Origin of the sequence: Vibrio casei, from assembly GCF_002218025.2 — a bacterium.
Lineage (GTDB): Bacteria > Pseudomonadota > Gammaproteobacteria > Enterobacterales > Vibrionaceae > Vibrio > Vibrio casei.
Genome location: NZ_AP018680.1, coordinates 131,766 through 153,439 on the forward strand (window position 1 = coordinate 131,766; position 21,674 = coordinate 153,439).

Sequence of the window (21,674 nt, forward strand, 5' to 3'; positions counted from 1 at the left end):
ATAATTAAAGTGGTTCGGGTGTCATGATAACGCCTACCGTGGTCACTCTTTGATCAACAATATCACGTACAAATAAAGTGACATTCTCAAAGACTTGGTAGGCATCTTTTGTTGGGGTGCCACCTAAAGCCTGATTCAATACGTCATGCAGTGATAAATAGCTGTCTACAGGGAGTTTAATGCCATAGGAATGCTGTAAATCGGCAACCTTAGTGTGACCTTTTAAAAAGAGTTCAGTATCCGGTAAGTTTTCTTGAGTGTTCTCAGTCATGCTAGAGCAGGCAAGATCAACAAAATCACGAATATGGGGTTTCATCATAATAAATAAATGATCACCAGCTTGTACTAATGTTGACCCGCGTGGTGGAATCACTTGAGTTTCCCTTGTAATCATGGCAACAACGGTACCATCAGGTAAAGCCATTTGTGATAAACGTCGACCCGCAGCCCGAGAATTCTCGCCTAATTTATATTCAACAATTTCAGTGTCGACGTTTCCTAGGGTGGTGATTTCTAATGTGGCAGCCGGTGTTGATGGCGCAGGTTCTGTTAGTTTTAGGGCTCTGGCGACTAAGGGTAGGGTTGAGCCTTGTATTGTGGCTGAAATGAGTACCACGAAAAAGACGACATTAAAAATAAGATAAGCGCCCGGTAAGCCATAAATGAGTGGGTAGATGGCAAGAATAATGGGCACTGACCCACGCAAGCCAACCCAAGACACGAGCGTTATTTCTCGAAGGTTAAACCCAAAGAACTTTAGAGCAGGCATAACGGAAATCGGCCGGGCAATGAAAGTGAGTACGACCGCGATCATCAAGCCTTCAAACCAAACATCAATCAGCGAAGAAGGGTTAATCAATAAGCCTAAAATCACGAACATAATGATTTGGCCTAACCAAGCTAATCCATCGTGGAATAAGAACGTACTGCGTTGGAAGACAAAACGGCTATTTCCGATGACTACACCGGTAATAAAAATCGCCAAGAATCCACTGCCGCCTAAGTTCGCGGCAATGCCGAATGACAGCAAGCCTAAAGCGGCGACCATCACAGGGTATAAACCAAAGGTAGTGAGATTGATATGATTAATGATTCGGATAGAAAGCCAACCACAGGCTAAACCGGTTAAGGTTCCTATGCCGATTTGCTGAACAAATAACATGATCAATCCCGTGCCTGGTTCCAGCCCTTTGACCATGATCTCTAAAAGCCCAACGGTTAGGAAAATCGCCATAGGATCATTGGTGGCACTTTCGATCTCTAATGTCGATTTTAACCTTGGATTAATGTGAATGCCGGCATTACGCAGCAGTGAAAATACGGCGGCAGCATCGGTCGAACTTACAATGGCACCAATCAATAGGCCATAAAGCAAAGAGGTATTAAGGATATAAGCGGCGGCGACACCGGTGATCATTGCGGTTACTAATACGCCTAACGTGGCCAGTATGGAGGCCGGTTTCCAGACTTGTTTAATCGAGGTTATCGGTGTTTGTAGCCCGCCATCAAACAAAATAATGGCTAATGCTAAAGAGCCCAATGCATGTGCTATTTGAGCGTTATCAAATACGATACCACCTGGCCCATCTTCTCCGGCGAGCATACCGACGATAAGAAACATGACCAGTAGAGGTAAACCCAATCGAGCGGATAATTTACTCGATAATATGCCAAAAATAATCAAAATGGCGGCCAGAAAAATAATTTGGTCAATCACAAACATGAGCAGTTTCTCTTCATTAATTGGAGAGGAAGAAGAATGGAAAAAGGTATCGATTTTCTTTTTTGAAGAGAGGCTTTGTTTGGGGTGAAGGCTCTTTTGTGGGTAAGTTTTAGGACAGGTTGAAATTAAGAAAATATAAGTTGTGTCGGAGCACTTTCCTAACTATTTACGTATCACCAAAATTTTTAAAAAAAACAATAAGAGCATGAACAAAAAAACTCATCATGCTTTTATTTTAACACTAAAACTTAATAAATATGAACTAATTTTCGGACTCTAATTGCTGCAATAAGATCACGGCTTGAGTGCGATTCTTGACATCAAGTTTGCGGAAAATAGCGGTCATATGTGCCTTGATGGTCGCTTCAGATACATTGAGTTCATAGGCAATTTGCTTATTGAGCAGCCCGTCTGACAGCATGCCTAATACTTTGTATTGCTGAGGGGTTAATGCGGCCAGTTTTTGGGTGAGATCATCACAAGCATCATTATTATGGATTAAGCCTTCAGGGAAGAAAGGATCACCATTTAACACTTGGTTTAAAGCACTATTGAGCTCTCTCATGTCGCTTGATTTAGGAATAAAACCAAAGGCACCATGGCTTTTGACTTGGCTGACTACACTGGATTCTTCACTGGCAGAAATCACCACGATGGGGAGGTCTGGGTACGTTGAACGCAAATGAATTAAGCCAGACATGCCATTTGAACCGGGCATTTTTAAATCAAGCAACAGTAAGTCGGGATCATCTATCTTTTGTAAAACAGCTAATAATGCATCAAGAGAATCTGCTTCGTGTAAGTTTGCGCCACTTACAGCCATATGAATCGACTGAAATAAGGCATTACGAAACAGTGGATGATCATCAGCAATGATAATGTTGTATGTCGAGTCCATGACAATAAGTTCACTGTATTGGTAGCAATGGATCTATTATTAACCTGTTTTCTTTTCGGTCTCAATAGGCCATGTCAAAAACTCTGAAGCATATCCGACTTTTGTCTAACTATCTGCGATTGATGAAAGTACAGAGTACCGATGCTTGAAAATATGGCTTGAAAATATTTGTATGACATCTTAACGGTCGGTTGTTAAGGGCTGATTAATTGATTTTCTAATAGGTGGTTAAAGAAAGGCTCTGCTTTCATAAAACCGGTCACTCGCGCTTTTTGAACGTAGTTACCATTGGCATCCCAAAACTCGATAGTGGGTAATCCGAGTACTTTCATTTTCTGCATTAGTGCAATGTCATCAGGGTTGGCTGCGGTAACATCTGCTTGCAACAAGACAAATTGCTTTAATTGTTGTGAGACTTTCAGATCATGAAAGGTGTATTTTTCGAACTCTTTACAAGCGACACACCAATCGGCGTAGTAATCGAGCATCACCGACTTGCCAGTTTGTTTAGCAAGAGCCAACTGTTGCTTTAAATCTGTGACGGTTTTAATGCGCGTAAATTCAACTTTGGTTTGCTGTTGTTGATCTTGATGACTGACTGAAATGACACCCAGTGATTGCAATCCTACATAGAAAGAGAACACCAAACCTAATATGGCGACGATGCCAATCACGCTTTGTTTCCAACTGCCATTGTGCATGTTTTGTTTTATATGATACAACCAGCCAAATGCGACTAGGCCAAGTATCACCCATAATCCGTTAACCCAAGTGACAGGTAGGATTCTCTCTAGTAAGAAGAGGGGGGCTGCCAGTAAAATGAAACCGAATGAAATTTTAACTCGGTTCATCCATTCACCGGCTTGTGGAAGTAATTTATTACCAAATACCGCTACTAAAATGAGTGGGATACCCATACCTATGGCTAAGGCATATAGAGCAACGGCTCCTGTTATTAAATCGCCACTTTGCGCCACGTATAATAATGCGCCAGACAGAGGTGCAGTGGTGCAGGGTGAGCATACTAATCCTGAAATTACGCCCATTATAAAGACACCAATAAGGTTGCCACCTTGTTGCTTATTGCTTTGTGCATTTAGCCAAGTTTGTAAGCCACTTGGCAGCTGAATGGTGTAAACACCAAACATGGATAAAGACAACAAGACGAATAAAATACTTAAACTGATTAATACAGCAGGGGCTTGTAGAGCGGCTTGAAATTGTACCCCAAGCGATGCTACGACGAGTCCAAGTAACATGTAGGTGACTGCCATGCCTTGCACGTAGACAAAAGACAGTTTAAACGCTTTGCTGGCTTGCAGGCGTCCACCACCTAAGACTATACCCGTTAATATGGGATACATCGGCAGCACACAAGGCGTAAAGGCCAGCCCAATTCCAAGTGCTAAGAATAAGAACGGTGTCCACCAATAATCAGCTAACTGAGCTGCTATGTTTGCGTCATTTGAACCATCTTTGACATTGGTATTGCTTGTTACCTTACTATCAATATCACTTTTTTTTGTTTTTTTAGCCGCCGTTGTCGATGGGTTTTCTGATTTTAATGATGGATTGGCTTGGCTAGTGTTGGTTTTTGATCCAATGGCATCAAGCGGAATGATCCGAGTTTCTGGTGGATAGCAAAACCCGCTAGTGGCGCAACCTTGGTATTGGACGATCAGTTCGCCATTTTTTCCCACTGCGGACAATGGAATGCTAATGCTAACCGGTTCAGTAAAAATATGAACATCACCAAAGAACTCATCAGTGTGGAAGGTTCCTTCAGGGATTATAGCATCGCCTATTGTGGCATCTGTACTCTGAAATGAAAAACGCTCTTGGTACAAGTAATAACCGGGTTTGACTTGCCAGTCTAAATGAACGGTTGAACCTTGTTGAGAAAAGTTAAAAGGAAAAGCTTGATCAACAGGGACAAATTTTGGGGTGTTGAGATTACTCGGTGCATTTTGAAAGGCTTGTAATGGGCTATTCGTAGAATCAAAGTTCGCCGCTAGAGGCGAAAAGCTGGTCAGTAATCCGAATAACAGCATTAATACGGAGCGCGTTCGTAACATGGTTCTCTCATTTATGATCAATAGATGGAATAAGGTTCAGACCAGTATATTTTAAAATGGTTCTTTCAATATATCAGGCAGAATGCACCAAAGTATAACAGAACGTATAGCAGAACTAATGTTAATAATCATAGGGTAGGAAGACAATAAAAAGGGAAAAGTACGCTGACTTTTCCCTTGAGGTAGTAAAGTTAATCCGTTGTTATAAGAATAAACCACCGAATAAAAAGCCAAGCGCGACTGCTGAAGCGATGGTGACCACACCAGGAACCATAAATGGATGGTTAAACACGAGTTTCCCAATACGAGTTGAGCCAGTGTCATCCATTTCGACAGCGGCCAATAGGGTTGGGTAAGTCGGCAATACAAACAAAGCGCTCACTGCGGCAAAAGAAGCAACTGCTGTTAAAGGGGCGACACCAATGGCTAAAGCCGCTGGCATTAACGCAGTAGTGGTTGCGCCTTGTGAATAAAGCAACATGGATGCGAAGAATAACGTAACCGCTAACATCCAAGGATATTGTTGTAATAAGTCGCCCGCGAAACTTTTTATTTCAACAAGATGACTGGATACGAAAGTATCACCTAGCCACGCCACACCAAGTACACAAATACAAGCACTCATACCAGAGCGGAAGGTGGCTGCGGTGCTGATTTTTCCAGCATCAATTTTACATATCGTCACAATCACGGCAGCAGCGGTCAGCATAATCGCCATAATCGCTTGGTTTCGATCGATGTGAGGGTCTTGGATTATCCCTACTGAACCACTAATTAAGGTGGCGTACACGACAACAAAAACAATCGCAGCAGCAAAGATATAGACAGAATGTTTCGCGGCAGCGGTTACGACGGTTTTTTTAGTGCTTTTGAGTTGGATTAATCCTTTTGCCATACGATCTTGATAGACAGGGTCATCTTTTAATTCACAACCCATGAAATTGGCCACGAATGCCCCAATCATACACGCTAAGAAGGTGGTTGGAATGCACACCATTAAAAGATGTAAGTAGCTAACACCTAAAGGCTCAAGTAAGCCTGCAAAAAACACCACTGCGGCAGAAATGGGTGAAGCGGTAATGGCAATTTGCGAAGCAATAACCGCAATGGATAATGGGCGAGAAGGGCGAACACCTTGCTCTTTTGCCACTTCAGCAATCACCGGTAAAGTAGAAAAAGCAGTGTGGCCTGTACCGGCTAACAGTGTCATAAAATAGGTAACGATGGGAGCGTAAAAAGTAATCCGTTTTGGGTTCTTACGCAAAAACTTCTCAGCAAGCTGGACTAACCAATCCATCCCGCCTGCTACTTGCATTGCAGCAATCGCAGTGATGACGGAGGCTATAATTAAAATTACATCAACCGGAATCGTACCCGCATCCACACCAAAGAACATGGTGAGAACGACCACGCCAGCACCCCCAGCAAACCCAATACCAATACCGCCTATTCTCGCCCCTAAATAAATAAAGAGTAGAACGATTAAAAGTTGTAAAAACATACAATGTTTCCTTTTAAATTTATAAATTAACCTGAGTTATCGACAATCGAGTGGAAAAAGAAAGGTATCGATAATTCGTGTAAATCTAACTGGTAATTTGATTATAAAAAGTAATGTCGAGAAGCCATAAAAAAGGGAGCGGTAAACGCTCCCTTTTTTATTTTATGTATTCCAACAATACGCCAACGGAGCTTAGTTGTAGCGTTTTGCTTTGTATTGAGGGTGCATTAAGTTTTCTGGGGAGAAAATCTCATCCAGTTGCTCTTCTGTTAATAAACCACGATCTAATACAATTTCACGGACGCTCTTACCTGTCTCGGCGCAAATCTTGCCAACAATATCACCCTGATGATGACCAATGTATGGGTTTAAGTAGGTGACTATACCAATAGAATTGTAGACGTAGTTTTCACATACTTCTTTATTCACCGTGATGCCATCAATACACTTGTCTCTCAAGTTGACACAAGCATTTTTCAGGATTTCTAGAGATTCAAACATACACTGTGCAATCACAGGTTCCATCACGTTGAGCTGAAGTTGCCCACCTTCCGCAGCAAAAGACAATGCCGTATCGTTGCCCAAGACTTTAAAGCAGACTTGGTTAACTACTTCAGGTATGACAGGATTGACTTTTGCAGGCATGATTGAAGAGCCAGCTTGCAGCTCTGGCAGGTTAAGTTCATTAAGACCTGCGCGAGGGCCTGATGACAATAAACGTAAGTCATTACAGATTTTAGACAGTTTAACCGCAAGGCGTTTTAGGGCGCCGTGTGCCATTACATAAGCACCACAATCGGAAGTTGCTTCAATTAAATCTTCGGCTGCTACGCACTCAAAGCCTGTGACTTCTGAAAGATGTTTGACGGCTAATGCTTGGTATTCAGGTGCTGCGTTCAAGCCTGTGCCGATCGCCGTTGCGCCCAAGTTTACTTCAAGTAGAAGTTTTGAAATGTACTGAAGGTTACGAACTTCTTCATTCAGTGTTACCGACCAGGCGTGGAATTCTTGTCCGACCGTCATTGGCACAGCATCTTGCAATTGGGTACGGCCCATTTTAATGATGGTATTAAATTCTGTGCTTTTTAGATCGAAAGCACCTTTTAGGTATTCAACCGCTTCAATCGTTTTCATGATGCTGCTGTAAACCGAAATGCGGAAACCGGTTGGGTAAGCGCAGTTCGTTGATTGACTTTTGTTAACATGATCATTGGGATTGATGAAGTCGTATTCGCCTTTTTCTTTCCCCATTAATTCAAGAGCGAGATTGGCGATAACTTCATTGGTATTCATATTAACAGAGGTACCAGCGCCGCCTTGGAACACATCTGAAGGGAATTGATCCATGCATTTCCCAGTGCTTAAGATAACGTCACAAGCTTGAATAATATAATCGCTGATATCAGCAGGTAAGACGCCAATTTCTTTATTGGCAAGCGCCGCCGCTTTTTTAGTCATTACCATGCCACGAACAAACTCTGGCACATCAGAGATAGTGACATTAGAAATATTAAAGTTTTCAACGGCTCGGACCGTGTGGATACCATAATACGCTTCAGACGGGACTTCACGAGTGCCGAGTAAATCTTCTTCAATACGGTATTGTTGAACAGGAGTTTCGATCGTTAATGTTGTCATTGGATGGACCCTATAAGCATGGAACGCTAATAAAAAACTTATTTGCCTCGGTTGCTAGAATCCATTCATTGCAGACTGGTGGCTCACTTTTGTGATGTAATCATACCCCTTTGGAGGTGGAAAAATAGATCATAGATCAAACTTTTCATCTCCATCTTGTATCTTTATTATGGTTTTTAGTTGAATTGTTTAGAGTTTGTTCTTTTTAGGCTGTAAATTGCTTTTAAATTGTGAATAAACAGTATTTCCTAAATAAATAGATTTTATAAATAGTTACGTTTTGATTGGGTTAAAGTTTGTTGTCTTTTCGTGGAAGGCATACACTGGGTATAACTACTGGAGGTATTTGTGTTTCCGATTCTAGTCATATTATTTATTGTTGTTCCTGTTATTGAGATCGCCCTGTTTATTCAAGTGGGTGGGCTTATTGGTTTGTGGCCGACCATTGCGATTGTTTTGATCACCGCTTTTGTTGGTGCTTCTTTAGTGCGCAGTCAGGGGATTCAAACGTTAATGTCAGTACAGTCACGCTTGCAACAAGGTGAGTTACCGGCACAACAAATTATAGAAGGGGTTATGTTAGCGGTTGCAGGAGTATTGCTTTTAACGCCTGGTTTTATGACCGATGCTCTGGGAATGTTAGTATTACTACCCGCACCAAGAGCGGTGATAGCCAAACAATTGATGAAGCGAGTGAAAGTGAATACATCGGTAAACTTTGGCGGTGGTTTTCATCAAGACCCGTTTGGTGCTTCTGAACACGATCAGCAAGGTGATGTGTTTGAAGGTGAATATGAAAAAAAAACTGATGAAGATAAGAGAATAGACAAGTAGCTATTACGCATGTTTTGACATGATTTTTCTGTATATAAAAAGAGCGAACCTTTTATTGGGGGCGCTCTTTTTTATGTTAAGTTCTTTTTTATGTTAATAAGTAAAAATACTAGGTGTGTTTTATAATGCGCCTTGAAAGCCCATTTGACGCCATGCTTCAAACGCGATGATAGCGACAGCGTTAGATAAATTGAGACTTCGGCTGTCTGGCATCATGGGAATACGAATGCGTTGTTCCATTGGCAATGCTTCGATAGTGTCGGCAGGTAGTCCGCGGGTTTCTGGCCCAAATAATAAGACGTCACCCGATTGAAACTGGGCATCAATATGATGGCCAGTGGTTTTAGTGGTACAAGCAAAAATACGGAAACTTTCGCCTCTTTCTTGTTGTAGATATTCAATAAAGGCGGCGTAATTTTTGTGGCGCTTTACTCGGGCTAAATCGTGGTAATCCAACCCTGCACGACGTACTTTCTTCTCTTCCAAATCAAACCCTAATGGCTCAATTAAATGTAAGTTTGCACCGCAATTAGCGCAAAGGCGAATGATGTTGCCTGTGTTAGGCGCTATTTCTGGTTCAAATAAGGCAATGTCGAACATAAGGTTACTCGAATAACGGTAAGAAAGTGCGGCAAAGTATAAGCCTTACCGCAGTAATAATACAATCTGTCTAATATTACACGCTTGTCGGAAGTAGAATGTCTACGGCTAAGCCTCCATGTTGGCTTTTGCTCGTGTTGATCGTGCCATTATGATGAATGATAGCATTTTGAGTAATTGTTAACCCAAGCCCTGCGCCTCCGCTGTCACGATCACGAGCGGTAGAGACTCGGTAAAAGGGGCGGAAGATAGCGTCCAGTTCATGTTCATCTACGCCTTCTCCATCATCTTCAATCCGGATTTTTATGTGCCCATTTTGCTGACTAAACGTTACCCAAATGCCTTGCTCACTATAGCGAATCGCATTACGGATGACATTTTCGACGGCACTGGTGAGTAAGCTAGGGTTACCAGTTAAATGTTCATCAGGTATTGGCGTGCAATATAATTGTTTCCCTTGCTGCTCTGCTTCAAATTGGCCATCCTCGATCACATCGGACCAAAGTTCAGAGGCGGGTAAATGTTGCCTGATCAAATGAGTGTCAATTTGGCGGCGAGACAGTTCTAGTAATTCATTGATCATTTTTTCTAGCCGTTCTGCTTCGGTATCGATGCGTGAATGTTCAGCACTTTCGCCTTGCTTACGAATCGCCAAAGCATTTGCCATGCGTAATCGAGTTAATGGTGAACGTAATTCATGTGATATATCGGATAACAAACGCTGCTGTTCAGAAATCTTATTATTAATCGCAAGCACCATTTGGTTGAAGCTGGCACCGGCTTGTTTAAATTCATTGGGTCCTTTTTCTAAATCGGGATCGACTTCCAGTTCTCCCCTCGCCACTTTTTGTGCGGCTTTTTCAAGGCGCATTGCGGGTCGACTTAGCGCCCATGCTAGCCATAAAAGTAGCGGCGTACTCGATAACATGACGGCTAACAATAAACGTCCTGGGCGATCGAGTGATTCAAGTAAAAAAGGAGGAGGGCGGTGCCAGCGCATGCCGATATACATCTCAACATTTTGCTGTGCGATCACCACAGGAACAGGGCCTGCTATCATAAAACGGCCATATAAACGCTGTTGCGGTTGTTTGGAAGTATTGTCGTATAGGGTAATGAAGTTATTGAGCGCTTTTTGTCGTAATCCATGAGTGGGGTTGAGCCACTTTCCTTCAGAGTCAGCAAAGTAGCGCTCTGGGCCTTTTTCTCGTTCGTCTTGTTTATGAAGTTTATCAAGTACTTGCTGCAAGGACGTTTCGTGTTGATATTGTTGCGTGATACTTTCACCATATCGCTGCATTTTCACTAATGCTTTCGATGGAATATCATGCAGTTGACGCGGATCAAATTGTGATACAGCTAAAATAGCCACCACGACTAAAAACATGGTGAACCAAAAAATAGCAAAAATACGTCCGTATAAACTTGAGAACTTAGGTAATTTCATTATTGATCTTCAACCATTAGATAACCACGTCCTCGTAAGGTTTTTATGAAGGCTTTGTCTTCATGGTTTTCAGACAGTTTTTTGCGTAAATTGGAAACGTGCATATCGATGGCCCGATCAAAGGGGCTTAAACGTTTACCAAGTACTTCTAAACTTAAGGTTTCTTTACTAATGGATTCGCCCATGTGACTAAGGAAATAATCCAATAATAAAAATTCCGTCGTGGTTAAATCGAGTCTTTGACCGTCATGATAAGCTTCTTGTTTGCCTGGAAATACTTGTAAGCCATGCGGAGGTGTCGTGTCATCACTTTCATCGCTGTGAAGTTGAGTGCGGCGTAAAATGGCTCTAATACGCGCGAGTAATTCTCTATCACTAAATGGTTTTGGTAAATAGTCATCAGCACCCAGCTCTAAACCGATCACTCGATCAATTTCTTCACCTTTGGCTGTTAGCATTAATACGGGAGTTTGCCAGTGTTGACGTAATTGCTTGAGCATCTCCATGCCATTCATTTTCGGCATCATATAATCGAGTAAAATGAGATCAATGTTGTTATCTACTTTATCTAAGCCTTCAATCCCATTGTTTGCTTGAGAAACAGTGAAACCTTCTAACGTGAGGATATCTTCAAGTAATCCCGTTAGCTCGCTATCGTCATCGACCAAAAGAATGTGTGTCATAAAAGTACCTGTTATCTAGCGATATAGAGAAAGTCTGTCCGATGATGCAATTATCACTGTTTTTGGCAGAAAAACGACTATTTAGACACCGATTTACATAGTTTTACGTACGAGATACACCAGTTTACATTACAGGATCTATTCTAACCTTATAGCAACGAAGCATAGAATAGCAACAAAACACAGAGACGGTGAATTCTATGCTTTATTTTATCCTTAATGAAAAGGTAGATGATGATGAAATCAATAATGAAGAAAAGTGTTTTAGTCTTATTAGCGGCTCCTCTGGCCTTTGGTTCTGCCTCAGCATTAGCGGCAAGTCATGGTGAGCACCAAAAAATGCCAGGGAAACACGGCCAGAAATGTGGAATGGGCATGGAGCGTGGTATTTGGAAGAAGTTAGATTTAACTGAGACTCAGAAAAATCAGTTAAAAGAATTACGCCAAAAAGATCGTGAAGCCATGACAGCAAAAAGTCAGTCACATAAGCAAACTATGAAAGCCAATCATGAGCAAATGCAAAACTTAGTGATGGCTGATAATTTTGACGAAGGTGCTGTACGTGCGTTGAGCCAAAAAATAGCGAATGAAAGTGTCGATATGAAAGTATCTTTCGCGAAAGATCGTAACGAGATGTTCAATGTATTAACGTCAGAGCAAAAAGCTGAGTTTAAAAAACTAAAAGGTGAGCAACATCAACAGTGCATGGATAAGTGGGATAAAATGAAAGCCCACAAGGAAGATCGCGCCAATAAAAAACCAGCGAATTAATTTTCAATGATTAGTTGGAATTAACATGATGAGCAATCACTTCGGTGGTTGCTTTTTTAGTTGGAGTACCTTGTCCTATGATTGATATTGCCCAGTAATAGAGGCGTAACATGATGGTGGAGATGGCATTGTAATACATAAAAAGAAAAACCCCGAGGGCAAAAGCCCATCGGGGTTATAGTCTTACTCGCAGCAATCCGGCTACTAAATGTGCTCCATGCATCAAATCCTTGATAGCAGTGCTGTATCCTTCAGCGTATTCCTTTTCATCGCCGTCCTAGCGGTGTCCTTGGCCTTATCCTAGCCTGCTAATTCATCCTAATTAGCGCGCATCACTTGTTCCATGAGCGGTGTCCATTACATCATCCTGATGTTTATTCCTTGCCTCAATCCTGAGGTGTCCATCGTCTTTCCTTAGTCATTACCATCCTAGTAATGATTGCGTCCATTCAATGTCCAATTTTGCTCCATGCTGGCTACTCTATCCTAAGTAACCGAATCTTCATCCTGAAGATGACCAATCCTTGGGTCTTTCCTGTTCCTGTCAGCATCCTTCCGACAGGGTTAATAATACGCAGATAGTGAAATGGAACAATAGCGTGAGTTCAAATTTATTTAAAAAAAGTGAAGGTGAAAATGACTTTATATATTAAAAACAATAATTTAAATTTTATTGTGGGTGTTATTAGTGTGTAGAAATGATGTTTTTCTTACTCTCTTGTGCGAGATCTCGCACAAGAGAGGGGTAAGAAATCTGCATTATTGGCCATGCGGACTTTATTTTTCATCAAAGAATACTATTAACTCAGAATAAAACGATTTCTCAGCATGATGAATGAACGTTTTGTTATTCATTTGGTTTCATGGTTATTTTGAGTTTGAATATCGTTGATATCTTGAATGAGCGTTTCATTGGTTATCTCGATTTCTAATGCCTCTTTTCGTTGAGCGGCAGCCAACCTTTTATTGTTGGAATTATTGTTAAGTCCATCCCAAGTAAACACAACTAATGCTGCCCAGATAAAAGCAAAGGTAATGATTTTATCTGGAGTGAAGGCTTCTCCATAGACAAACACTGCCAGTAAAAACATTAAACTTGGGCCGATATATTGAATGAAACCTAATGTTGCTAAGCGTAAACGTACAGCGGCGCCAGCAAAACAAAGCAGTGGCAGTGTTGTGACAATACCAGCTGAAATGAGTAATACGTTGAGTGACATACTGTTGTTTGTTAAGTGGCTCGTCGCGGTATCGGCAAAGGCAAACAAGTAGATAAAGGCAACGGGCAGTAACACGAGGGTTTCAATAAATAACCCGGTAAAAGCATCGAGATTGACTTTTTTACGCAATAGTCCGTAAATGCCAAAGCTGAAAGCAAGCACTATCGCAATAATGGGAACAGAACCAAAAACAACCAGTTGAACAATTACCCCAATACTGGCAAGGGTGACGGCAAACCATTGCAATTTTCTTAATTTTTCATTAAGGAAAATCATGCCTAAAATGACATTAAACAGTGGGTTAATGTAATAGCCTAAGCTAGCATCAAGCATATGATCGATGCTAATAGCCCAAATAAATACCAGCCAATTAATACCAATGGTGATTGAGGTGATTAATAAATAGATGACTTTGGTTTTTGAGCGTAAGGTTTCTTTCACCATCTGCCACCCTTTGGTGACATACAGAAGGATAGCAAGGAAGATAAAAGACCAAATCACACGGTGGCATAGAATTTCAAAAGGGGGTACATCACCAAGCGCTTTAAAATAAATAGGCGCTATACCCCACATGATATAGGCAATAATGGCTAAGAGTACACCTTGTTTTGTCCGTTTTAACGCATCGTCCATATTATGATTTACTTGTATTTTATTGAGAAACCACGAGTATAAAAGTCCGCACACTAATTACCTAATGAATTACAGGAATACTCAAATTGCGGTTCGGTAAAAGCAACAACGATTGTTGGTTTCAATCGTATTAAAAGCCCACTACAATGGGCGGCTTTCCAGTCAATGCATAGCTTTTTAAGTTCGTGTTTTTTCTTTGACTGTTCCGATCACCTTTTGTATTGAGATAGCATGCCCAGCACTGAAACGGCCGAAATGATCCCACAATCAGAAATGACTCCAGAGCAAGTTCTGCAAGATGTCTTTGGCTATCAAGCATTTCGTGATGGTCAGAAGCCGGTCATCGACAGTGTTCTTCTGGGGCAAGATAGTTTAGTTATTATGCCAACTGGTGGCGGTAAATCGCTATGCTACCAAGTACCAGCATTGCTATTTTCGGGTTTAACTATTGTTATTTCGCCGCTTATTTCCTTGATGAAAGATCAAGTCGATCAGCTTAAAGCCAATGGCGTAGCGGCTGAATGCATTAACTCCTCCATGGATCGTGAAGATTTGATCCGTGTATATAACCGCATGAACAACGGTCAGCTAAAAATGGTGTATATCTCACCAGAACGCATCTTGAGCCGTGATTTTAGTGAACGTTTGGAGAATTTACCGCTGAGTATGATTGCGGTGGATGAAGCGCATTGTATTTCTCAATGGGGACATGATTTCCGCCGTGAGTATGCTTTGCTCGGGCAACTTAAACAGCGCTTTCCACATGTCCCTGTAATGGCGTTAACCGCAACGGCGGATGAAGCAACTCGTAAAGATATCATTTCACGCTTGGAATTGAACAACCCTTTAGAATATTTGGGTAGCTTTGATCGCCCCAATATTCGCTATACCTTACTTGAAAAGCACAAGCCTGTTTCGCAAGTGATCCGTTATCTCGCCACCCAAAAAGGTCAGTGCGGCATTATTTATTGTGGTAGCCGTAAAAAAGTCGAAATGGTGACTGAAAAGCTGTGCAATAACCATATTCGAGCAGCAGGTTACCATGCTGGAATGGACAACGATGAGCGCGCGTATGTTCAAGAGGCGTTTCAGAAAGATGATATCCAAATTGTGGTTGCCACGGTCGCCTTTGGCATGGGGATCAACAAGCCCAATGTACGCTTTGTGTTGCACTTCGATATTCCACGTAATATTGAATCGTACTATCAAGAAACTGGCCGAGCAGGACGCGATGGTCTACCAGCTGAAGCTGTGATGTTATACGATCCTGCTGATATGAGCTGGCTGCGCCGCATGCTAGATGAAAAAGATGAAGGGCCGCAAAAGCAAGTCGAAAGTCATAAACTTCATGCTATGGGTGCTTTTGCTGAAGCGCAGACTTGTCGTCGCCAAGTTCTGTTAAATTACTTTGGTGAATACAGTCATAAACCTTGTGGTAACTGCGATATTTGCCTTGATCCACCTAAGCATTTTGATGGTACAGAAGCTGCCAGAAAAGCATTGTCGTGTGTCTATCGAGTCAATCAAAATTTCGGGGTTGGTTATGTGGTGGAAGTTCTGCGCGGAATGCAAAATATTCGTGTGCGCGATAATGGGCACGATAAAATAACCACTTATGGTATTGGCAAAGAACACAGTCATGATTATTGGGTTAGTATTATGCGGCAGCTGATCCATAAAGGTTTGTTGTCGCAAAATATTACCCGCAATTCGACTTTGCAGCTTACCGAAGAAGCTCGTCCATTATTACGTGGCGATATGGAGTTGCAATTAGCGGTACCTCGTTTAGATACTGCTCTTCGCTCGGCGAAAAATGACAAATTAGTCACTAAAAATTACGATAAAAAACTGTTCGCTAAGTTGCGTAAATTACGTAAATCGATTGCAGATGAAGATGGCTTACCGCCGTATGTGGTGTTTAGTGATGCGACGCTGGTGGATATGGCGGATATTCTGCCAACCTCTTATGGCGAAATGTTAGCAGTGAACGGCGTTGGTCAGCGCAAGCTTGAAAAATACGCCGATGCCTTTTTAGATGTGATTCAGGAGCACCTTACTTTAGGTGAAAGATGAGTATGGCGATGTTTAGCTTACGAGAATTTGACGCTGAAGCCGGGCGTATTATTTTAGTGAATCCCAGCTTTGATTTTGATTCTTATCCGCCTTTAGGGCAAAGATTGGTATCAATATTATCGGCTTCGATTGTTGATAAACAAAGTGATGCGGATTTACATTCTTGGTTAATTGATTTTGAAGGCTGCCAGCTATTTTTACGCGCGGAGCATTACTCTGAAACCATGTGGATTGAAGCTTTATCACCGCAACAAGGTCATGAAGAATTACAATATTTGACTAAGTTGTTTGCGATCGGCATTAGTTAATTTCTCTTATAAATGTGCGCTCGAGAACGAAGCGTTTGCATGAAAATTGAACACTTGCAGCAAGTGATGATTTCGGTATAATCGCGCTCGATTGACTTTAAAGTCAGGTTGTAAGATCAAATTACAACTTACATTAGCCAAACTGAATTATGGGTTCCCTCGCCCCCATACACTAAAAAAAGGTCACAATATGACACGTTCCAATTCCGGGGTTGCTCAAGTAGCAGCGCCACAAGCTTCACTTGATCAAAAAGTACAGTTCTCTCAACCACAAAAAAATAAAGCCCTCTTCTGGTTGGTGCTGTTTCATTTGATGGTGATAGCCTCAAGTAACTATTTAGTACAAATTCCGTTTACCTTATTTGGGTTACATACCACTTGGGGGGCTTTTACCTTCCCATTTATTTTCTTGGCCACGGATTTAACTGTACGTATTTTTGGCGCTGGTATGGCAAGACGGATCATCTTTTGGGTGATGTTGCCAGCCTTAGCTATTTCATATGTTTTGTCAGTTTTATTTTTCCAAGGCAGTTTTCAAGGTGTGGCGCAATTAGCCGTGTTTAATCTGTTTGTTGCCCGGATTGCGATTGCGAGTTTTATGGCGTATTTACTCGGCCAAATTATGGACATTCATGTGTTTAATCGTTTACGTCAAATGAAGCAATGGTGGATTGCACCTACCTGCTCAACTTTGTTTGGTAATGCATTAGATACTTTAGCCTTCTTCTCAATAGCATTTTATATGAGTACTGATGCATTTATGGCACAACATTGGACCGAAATCGCTTTAGTAGATTACAGTGTTAAGTTGCTGATTAGTTTGGGCTTATTTGTTCCTGTGTACGGCGTGTTGCTTAATTATTTAATGAAAAAGCTAACAAGCGTTAATTCTACAACATTAAGCCTTGAAGTAAGGGGTAATGGATAGATAACACGATCAATTTTATAACGAAATGTAAGTAATCATTTTATAGCTTTAAAAACCCAAGATTTTAATCTTGGGTTTTTATTTTTTAATCAATTGGTTACTTGTTTTTTGTTTTTTAATTAAAAATTAAATGATATTTTTTCTCATTTAGGGTTGCATTATTAATGAGAATGATTATTATTAACCTCGTCGACAGGGAAAAGAGAAACACAGCATTACGGTGTATGATTCTTTGCTTCTTTAAGACACGACATTGCTCACATTGCTTCCAGTGTATTTAAGCTTTCGTGGTAGGTGCATCAAGTTTTACATCTAACCACTTTTTGCTAAGCGACATCCATTCGGTGTCGCTTTCTTTTTTTATCGTTTTATTCCCTACTTTTTCTAAATTCTTTCATTTTCTTTTTTATTGTATCGGCATAATTTTTGCTGATGTTTTCCTGTGATCAATTGTTTTCCACAAAGGATCCATACATTACTTTCGGTCCCTTCACGATCTGATTTTATTTAACCTATTGTTTTTTAATTTATTAAATCATTTTTACGATAAGATCTTGACAATTTTTTGATTTTTTAAAAAAAGTTAACAACATAGTTATCCACAGAGTTTTTTGTTGTATTCAAACGATATTTAATCTTTTAGGTGCATTAAATGTACAAAAGGGCAACTGGATGGTTAGGAAAGGGGCGCTATTCGTTGCAATCTTAAGCGAGCAGACAAATATTTGTTAAAAGCGATGTTTTGCAATTAGAGTAACAAGAGTATAGACATAGATTCGAATCCTTAGACGTGGCATTCTACTCTTATTACCTTTGTTTTCTCTCAGCTTGGATATCAGACACTATGGCAACAATCGCTGACAATTCATTGATCCTCATTGATGGCTCATCTTATTTATACCGCGCATTTCACGCTTATCCTGAAAGCATGAATAATGGCAATATTCAAACCAATGCCGTTTATGGTGTGGTGAATATGTTGCGCAGTATGATGAAACAGTTTTCTTCTGAACGTATTGCGGTCATTTTTGATGCAAAAGGCAAAACATTCCGTGATGACATGTATTCAGAATATAAAGCCAATCGTCCTTCGATGCCGCAAGAGTTACGCGATCAAATAGAGCCTTTGCATAATATTATTCGTGCGATGGGGTTACCATTAATCTGTGTTCCGGGTGTGGAAGCTGATGATGTGATAGGGACTTTATCTTCTCAAGCGTCTAAAGATGGTATGCCAGTATTAATCAGCACTGGTGATAAAGATATGGCTCAATTAGTGGATGATAATGTCACCTTGATCAACACAATGACGAACGTTGTGATGGATAGAGAAGGAGTGATTGAAAAGTTTGGTTTACCGCCAGAGCTTATTATCGATTATCTAGCCTTAATGGGCGATAAAGTGGATAACATTCCTGGTGTTCCTGGGGTGGGGGATAAAACGGCAGTTGCATTACTACAAGGCTTAGGAAACTTAGAAACCATTTATCAAAATTTGGATAAAATTGTTGAGTTGTCTTTTCGTGGTTCAAAAACCATGGCAAAGAAATTATTAGACAATAAAGATAATGCCGATATGTCTTATCAATTAGCGACCATAAAATTGGATGTAGAATTGGATTGTAAGCCAACGGATCTTTGTAAAGCGGAACCCGATAAAGATTCATTGATTAAATTATTCGGTGAACTCACGTTTAAATCTTGGTTGAATGAATTATTGGAAGGTGGAGATGGAAAAATCGCCGCAGTCGATGGTTTAGCGCAAGTTAAAGCGGAAAAAGGAAATGCCAATAAGAAGTCAGCGACTACTGCCGATGCACTTGAAGTAAATATGAGTCCAGCGAACATTGATCGTAGTCAATATGAAACGATCTTTGATCAAGAGACTTTTCTTGCTTGGATGGAAAAATTGCAACAAACGAAAGTGTTTGCCTTTGATACTGAAACCGACAGCTTAGATTACATGGTCGCGAATTTAGTTGGGTTATCATTTGCCACCGAAGAAGGCGTTGCCGCTTATGTCCCCGTTGCTCATGATTATTTAGATGCGCCAGAGCAGCTTGATCGTGATTGGGTATTGGCACAGCTTAAACCTATCTTAGAAGATCCAAATCAAGCGAAAGTGGGACAGAATTTAAAATACGATGCCAGTGTTTTAGCGCGATACAATATTGAAATGCGGGGCATTGAGTTTGACACTATGCTGGCCTCTTACGTATTTAACAGCGTGGGTGGTAAGCATGATATGGATAGCTTAGCGTTCCGCTTCTTACAACATAATTGTATTTCGTTTGAATCTTTAGCGGGCAAAGGAAAAAAACAGTTAACGTTTAATCAATTAGATTTAGAAGAAGCCGCTCCTTATGCTGCTGAAGACGCCGATGTTACTTTGCGTCTTCATCATCGCCTACAAGCTGCATTAGAACAAGATGAAGGGCTGCTTTCTATTTATAAAGAGATTGAAGTTCCCCTTGTGCCTGTGATTTCTCGTATTGAACGTACCGGTGTCATGATTGATGACATGCTGTTAAATACTCAATCACATGAAATTGCCATTCGTTTAGAAGAGCTACAAAAAAAAGCGTTTGATGTGGCAGAACAAGAATTTAATTTAAGTTCACCAAAACAACTGCAAGCGATTTTGTTTGAAAAAATGGGCTTGCCAGTTGTGAAGAAAACCCCATCGGGCGCGCCGTCGACCAATGAAGAGGTGCTGCAAGAACTTGCACTAGATTACTCGCTGCCTAAGCTTATTTTAGAACATCGTGGCTTATCTAAGTTGAAAACAACGTACACCGACAAACTGCCGAAAATGATCAATCCACAAACAGGGCGAGTTCATACTTCGTATCATCAAGCGGTTACCGCGACTGGGCGCTTGTCATCAACCGATCCAAATTTACAGAATATTCCCATTCGTAATGAAGAAGGACGTCGTATACGCCAAGCTTTTATTGCACCACATGGTTGGAAAATTTTAGCGGTCGACTATTCACAAATTGAACTGCGCATTATGGCGCACCTATCAGGTGATAAAGCATTATTAGAAGCTTTTGCTCAAGGTAAAGATATTCACTCTGCTACCGCGGCAGAAGTGATGGGGTGTAGCATAGAAGATGTTTCTAGCGAACAACGCCGTCGAGCGAAAGCGATCAACTTTGGTTTGATTTACGGAATGAGTGCCTTTGGGCTTGCTAAACAACTTGGAATCCCTCGTGGTGAAGCTCAGCAATATATGGATGTGTATTTTGAGCGCTATCCCGGTGTGATGCAATACATGGAAGACACACGCTCACAAGCGACAGATCAAGGTTATGTTGAAACCTTGTTCGGTCGTCGTTTACACTTACCTGAAATTAAATCGAGCAATGGAATGCGCCGTAAAGGGGCTGAACGAGCGGCTATTAATGCGCCAATGCAAGGGACTGCTGCTGATATTATTAAAAAGGCGATGCTGATAGTTGATCAATGGATTCAAGCAGAAGGCAATGGTGATGTGAAATTACTGATGCAAGTACATGATGAACTGGTGTTTGAAGTGAAAGAAAGCGAATTAGAGCGGATTGAAATAAAAATACAAAAACTGATGGAGTCGGCGGCGGAATTAAATGTGCCTTTAGTCGCTGAATTTGGTCATGGAGATAACTGGGATCAAGCCCATTAGAATTATGTTACTTTTATTACATTAGATTACATGAGCCACCTCACGAGGTGGCTTTTTTTTATGCGAAATAAGCTCATGATTTATTTTGATAAATTGTTATTAAAACGAAGTTTATGAAAAAAAAGCACAAAAAAACTTTGAACTGAGCAACATTTACGGTAAATTAATAGGCGTAGGGTACATAGGTAAGATGTTCTATCTTTAAGACCTTTTGTTTCACGTTATTGGATTAGGCTGTTTCAGCCGCCCCAGTCAGTTTTTGACTGGGGCGTTTTTTATTGCAGAAAAGAAAAAGCTTTAATGTTAAGTAATTGATAATTAAAGAGTTTAATTTTGAATGGATAACGTAGAACTATCGTGACAATAAAAATACATAGACTTTTTATTCCTCGGTAACGCTTACTTAAAATTTTATTTTATCTTCAATGACTCTTTTTTTAGTATGTAGTAAAACGATCATTTTTTGATGTTCAATTTCAATTGAAAATCTTATTAATTTACGTTTGAAAATAAGATTGGGAATAAGATCAAATTTTAGTTGTAATCAGAATGAAATATGGCTTTTTGGGGAATAAATACCGGTCTAGATAAGGTCGAGTGATGAAGCGGAAATAGGGGGAGCTTGAGTTTTTTTCTGAACTAGACGATGCTTAAATCATAAAAATAGAAAACCTCCAT

General features: G+C 40.8%; 15 protein-coding genes. 6 read left to right on the forward strand and 9 right to left on the reverse strand.

The window, feature by feature from the left end; all coding sequences use genetic code 11:
- Positions 1-4: 4 nt before the first annotated feature.
- The 5 genes from VCASEI_RS00640 to aspA form a co-directional block, all read right to left on the reverse strand.
- Positions 5-1,723 carry a potassium/proton antiporter gene (locus VCASEI_RS00640; protein WP_086962356.1) on the reverse strand — a complete coding sequence of 573 codons (1,719 nt, stop codon included), beginning with the start codon at positions 1,721-1,723 and terminating at the stop codon, positions 5-7.
- A 262-nt stretch (positions 1,724-1,985) separates the two neighbouring features.
- Entirely contained in the window at positions 1,986-2,621 is a 636-nt protein-coding gene (locus tag VCASEI_RS00645) for a response regulator transcription factor (protein ID WP_086962355.1), read from the reverse strand.
- A gap of 194 nt (positions 2,622-2,815) precedes the next feature.
- Positions 2,816-4,696, reverse strand: coding sequence for a protein-disulfide reductase DsbD (locus VCASEI_RS00650; RefSeq protein ID WP_089111196.1), 1,881 nt, complete (start codon positions 4,694-4,696; stop codon positions 2,816-2,818).
- 202 nt (positions 4,697-4,898) lie between these two features.
- On the reverse strand, positions 4,899-6,197 hold the full coding sequence (locus tag VCASEI_RS00655) for an anaerobic C4-dicarboxylate transporter (RefSeq protein WP_086962351.1): 1,299 nt from the start codon (positions 6,195-6,197) through the stop codon (positions 4,899-4,901).
- A gap of 192 nt (positions 6,198-6,389) precedes the next feature.
- On the reverse strand, positions 6,390-7,835 hold the full coding sequence (gene aspA / locus VCASEI_RS00660; protein ID WP_086962349.1) for an aspartate ammonia-lyase: 1,446 nt from the start codon (positions 7,833-7,835) through the stop codon (positions 6,390-6,392).
- 348 nt (positions 7,836-8,183) lie between these two features.
- Between aspA and VCASEI_RS00665 the strand changes: the two genes are divergently transcribed.
- Positions 8,184-8,669, forward strand: a complete 486-nt coding sequence (locus tag VCASEI_RS00665; protein ID WP_086962347.1) for an FxsA family protein — start codon at positions 8,184-8,186, stop codon at positions 8,667-8,669.
- A 120-nt stretch (positions 8,670-8,789) separates the two neighbouring features.
- Here VCASEI_RS00665 and trmL read toward each other — a convergent pair whose 3' ends face one another.
- The 3 genes from trmL to VCASEI_RS00680 form a co-directional block, all read right to left on the reverse strand.
- Positions 8,790-9,269 carry a tRNA (uridine(34)/cytosine(34)/5-carboxymethylaminomethyluridine(34)-2'-O)-methyltransferase TrmL gene (gene trmL / locus VCASEI_RS00670; RefSeq protein WP_086962345.1) on the reverse strand — a complete coding sequence of 160 codons (480 nt, stop codon included), beginning with the start codon at positions 9,267-9,269 and terminating at the stop codon, positions 8,790-8,792.
- Positions 9,270-9,345: 76 nt separating this feature from the next.
- On the reverse strand, positions 9,346-10,716 hold the full coding sequence (gene cpxA / locus VCASEI_RS00675; protein ID WP_089111197.1) for an envelope stress sensor histidine kinase CpxA: 1,371 nt from the start codon (positions 10,714-10,716) through the stop codon (positions 9,346-9,348).
- Complete coding sequence (locus VCASEI_RS00680) at positions 10,716-11,399, reverse strand: response regulator (RefSeq protein ID WP_086962341.1); 684 nt, start codon at positions 11,397-11,399, stop codon at positions 10,716-10,718. The genes cpxA and VCASEI_RS00680 overlap by 1 nt, the downstream gene beginning before the upstream one ends.
- A gap of 237 nt (positions 11,400-11,636) precedes the next feature.
- Here VCASEI_RS00680 and VCASEI_RS00685 point away from each other — a divergent pair, with 237 nt between their 5' ends.
- Positions 11,637-12,170, forward strand: a complete 534-nt coding sequence (locus tag VCASEI_RS00685; protein ID WP_162620991.1) for a Spy/CpxP family protein refolding chaperone — start codon at positions 11,637-11,639, stop codon at positions 12,168-12,170.
- 851 nt (positions 12,171-13,021) lie between these two features.
- Here the strand turns inward: VCASEI_RS00685 and rarD are convergent.
- On the reverse strand, positions 13,022-14,023 hold the full coding sequence (gene rarD, locus VCASEI_RS00690) for an EamA family transporter RarD (RefSeq protein WP_086962338.1): 1,002 nt from the start codon (positions 14,021-14,023) through the stop codon (positions 13,022-13,024).
- Positions 14,024-14,254: 231 nt separating this feature from the next.
- Here rarD and recQ point away from each other — a divergent pair, with 231 nt between their 5' ends.
- The 4 genes from recQ to polA all read left to right on the forward strand — a co-directional run bounded on the left by recQ (position 14,255) and on the right by polA (position 20,996).
- Complete coding sequence (gene recQ / locus VCASEI_RS00695; RefSeq protein ID WP_086962336.1) at positions 14,255-16,096, forward strand: ATP-dependent DNA helicase RecQ; 1,842 nt, start codon at positions 14,255-14,257, stop codon at positions 16,094-16,096.
- Between the two features lie 2 nt (positions 16,097-16,098).
- Positions 16,099-16,404, forward strand: coding sequence for a DUF3630 family protein (locus VCASEI_RS00700; protein ID WP_086962469.1), 306 nt, complete (start codon positions 16,099-16,101; stop codon positions 16,402-16,404).
- A 190-nt stretch (positions 16,405-16,594) separates the two neighbouring features.
- Positions 16,595-17,332, forward strand: a complete 738-nt coding sequence (locus tag VCASEI_RS00705; protein ID WP_089111199.1) for a 7-cyano-7-deazaguanine/7-aminomethyl-7-deazaguanine transporter — start codon at positions 16,595-16,597, stop codon at positions 17,330-17,332.
- 844 nt (positions 17,333-18,176) lie between these two features.
- Positions 18,177-20,996, forward strand: a complete 2,820-nt coding sequence (gene polA, locus VCASEI_RS00710) for a DNA polymerase I (RefSeq protein WP_089111200.1) — start codon at positions 18,177-18,179, stop codon at positions 20,994-20,996.
- Positions 20,997-21,674: the final 678 nt, after the last annotated feature.

Bases quoted from the DNA above. Each gene is read 5' to 3' on its own strand.
- polA (WP_089111200.1), top strand. From the start codon at position 18,177: ATGGCAACAATCGCTGACAATTCATTGATCCTCATTGATGGCTCATCT.
- VCASEI_RS00650 (WP_089111196.1), bottom strand. From the start codon at position 4,696: ATGTTACGAACGCGCTCCGTATTAATGCTGTTATTCGGATTACTGACC.
- VCASEI_RS00640 (WP_086962356.1), bottom strand. From the start codon at position 1,723: ATGTTTGTGATTGACCAAATTATTTTTCTGGCCGCCATTTTGATTATT.
- VCASEI_RS00680 (WP_086962341.1), bottom strand. From the start codon at position 11,399: ATGACACACATTCTTTTGGTCGATGACGATAGCGAGCTAACGGGATTA.
- VCASEI_RS00685 (WP_162620991.1), top strand. From the start codon at position 11,637: ATGAAATCAATAATGAAGAAAAGTGTTTTAGTCTTATTAGCGGCTCCT.
- cpxA (WP_089111197.1), bottom strand. From the start codon at position 10,716: ATGAAATTACCTAAGTTCTCAAGTTTATACGGACGTATTTTTGCTATT.
- trmL (WP_086962345.1), bottom strand. From the start codon at position 9,269: ATGTTCGACATTGCCTTATTTGAACCAGAAATAGCGCCTAACACAGGC.
- recQ (WP_086962336.1), top strand. From the start codon at position 14,255: ATGCCCAGCACTGAAACGGCCGAAATGATCCCACAATCAGAAATGACT.
- VCASEI_RS00655 (WP_086962351.1), bottom strand. From the start codon at position 6,197: ATGTTTTTACAACTTTTAATCGTTCTACTCTTTATTTATTTAGGGGCG.
- aspA (WP_086962349.1), bottom strand. From the start codon at position 7,835: ATGACAACATTAACGATCGAAACTCCTGTTCAACAATACCGTATTGAA.
- VCASEI_RS00705 (WP_089111199.1), top strand. From the start codon at position 16,595: ATGACACGTTCCAATTCCGGGGTTGCTCAAGTAGCAGCGCCACAAGCT.
- rarD (WP_086962338.1), bottom strand. From the start codon at position 14,023: ATGGACGATGCGTTAAAACGGACAAAACAAGGTGTACTCTTAGCCATT.
- VCASEI_RS00700 (WP_086962469.1), top strand. From the start codon at position 16,099: ATGGCGATGTTTAGCTTACGAGAATTTGACGCTGAAGCCGGGCGTATT.
- VCASEI_RS00645 (WP_086962355.1), bottom strand. From the start codon at position 2,621: ATGGACTCGACATACAACATTATCATTGCTGATGATCATCCACTGTTT.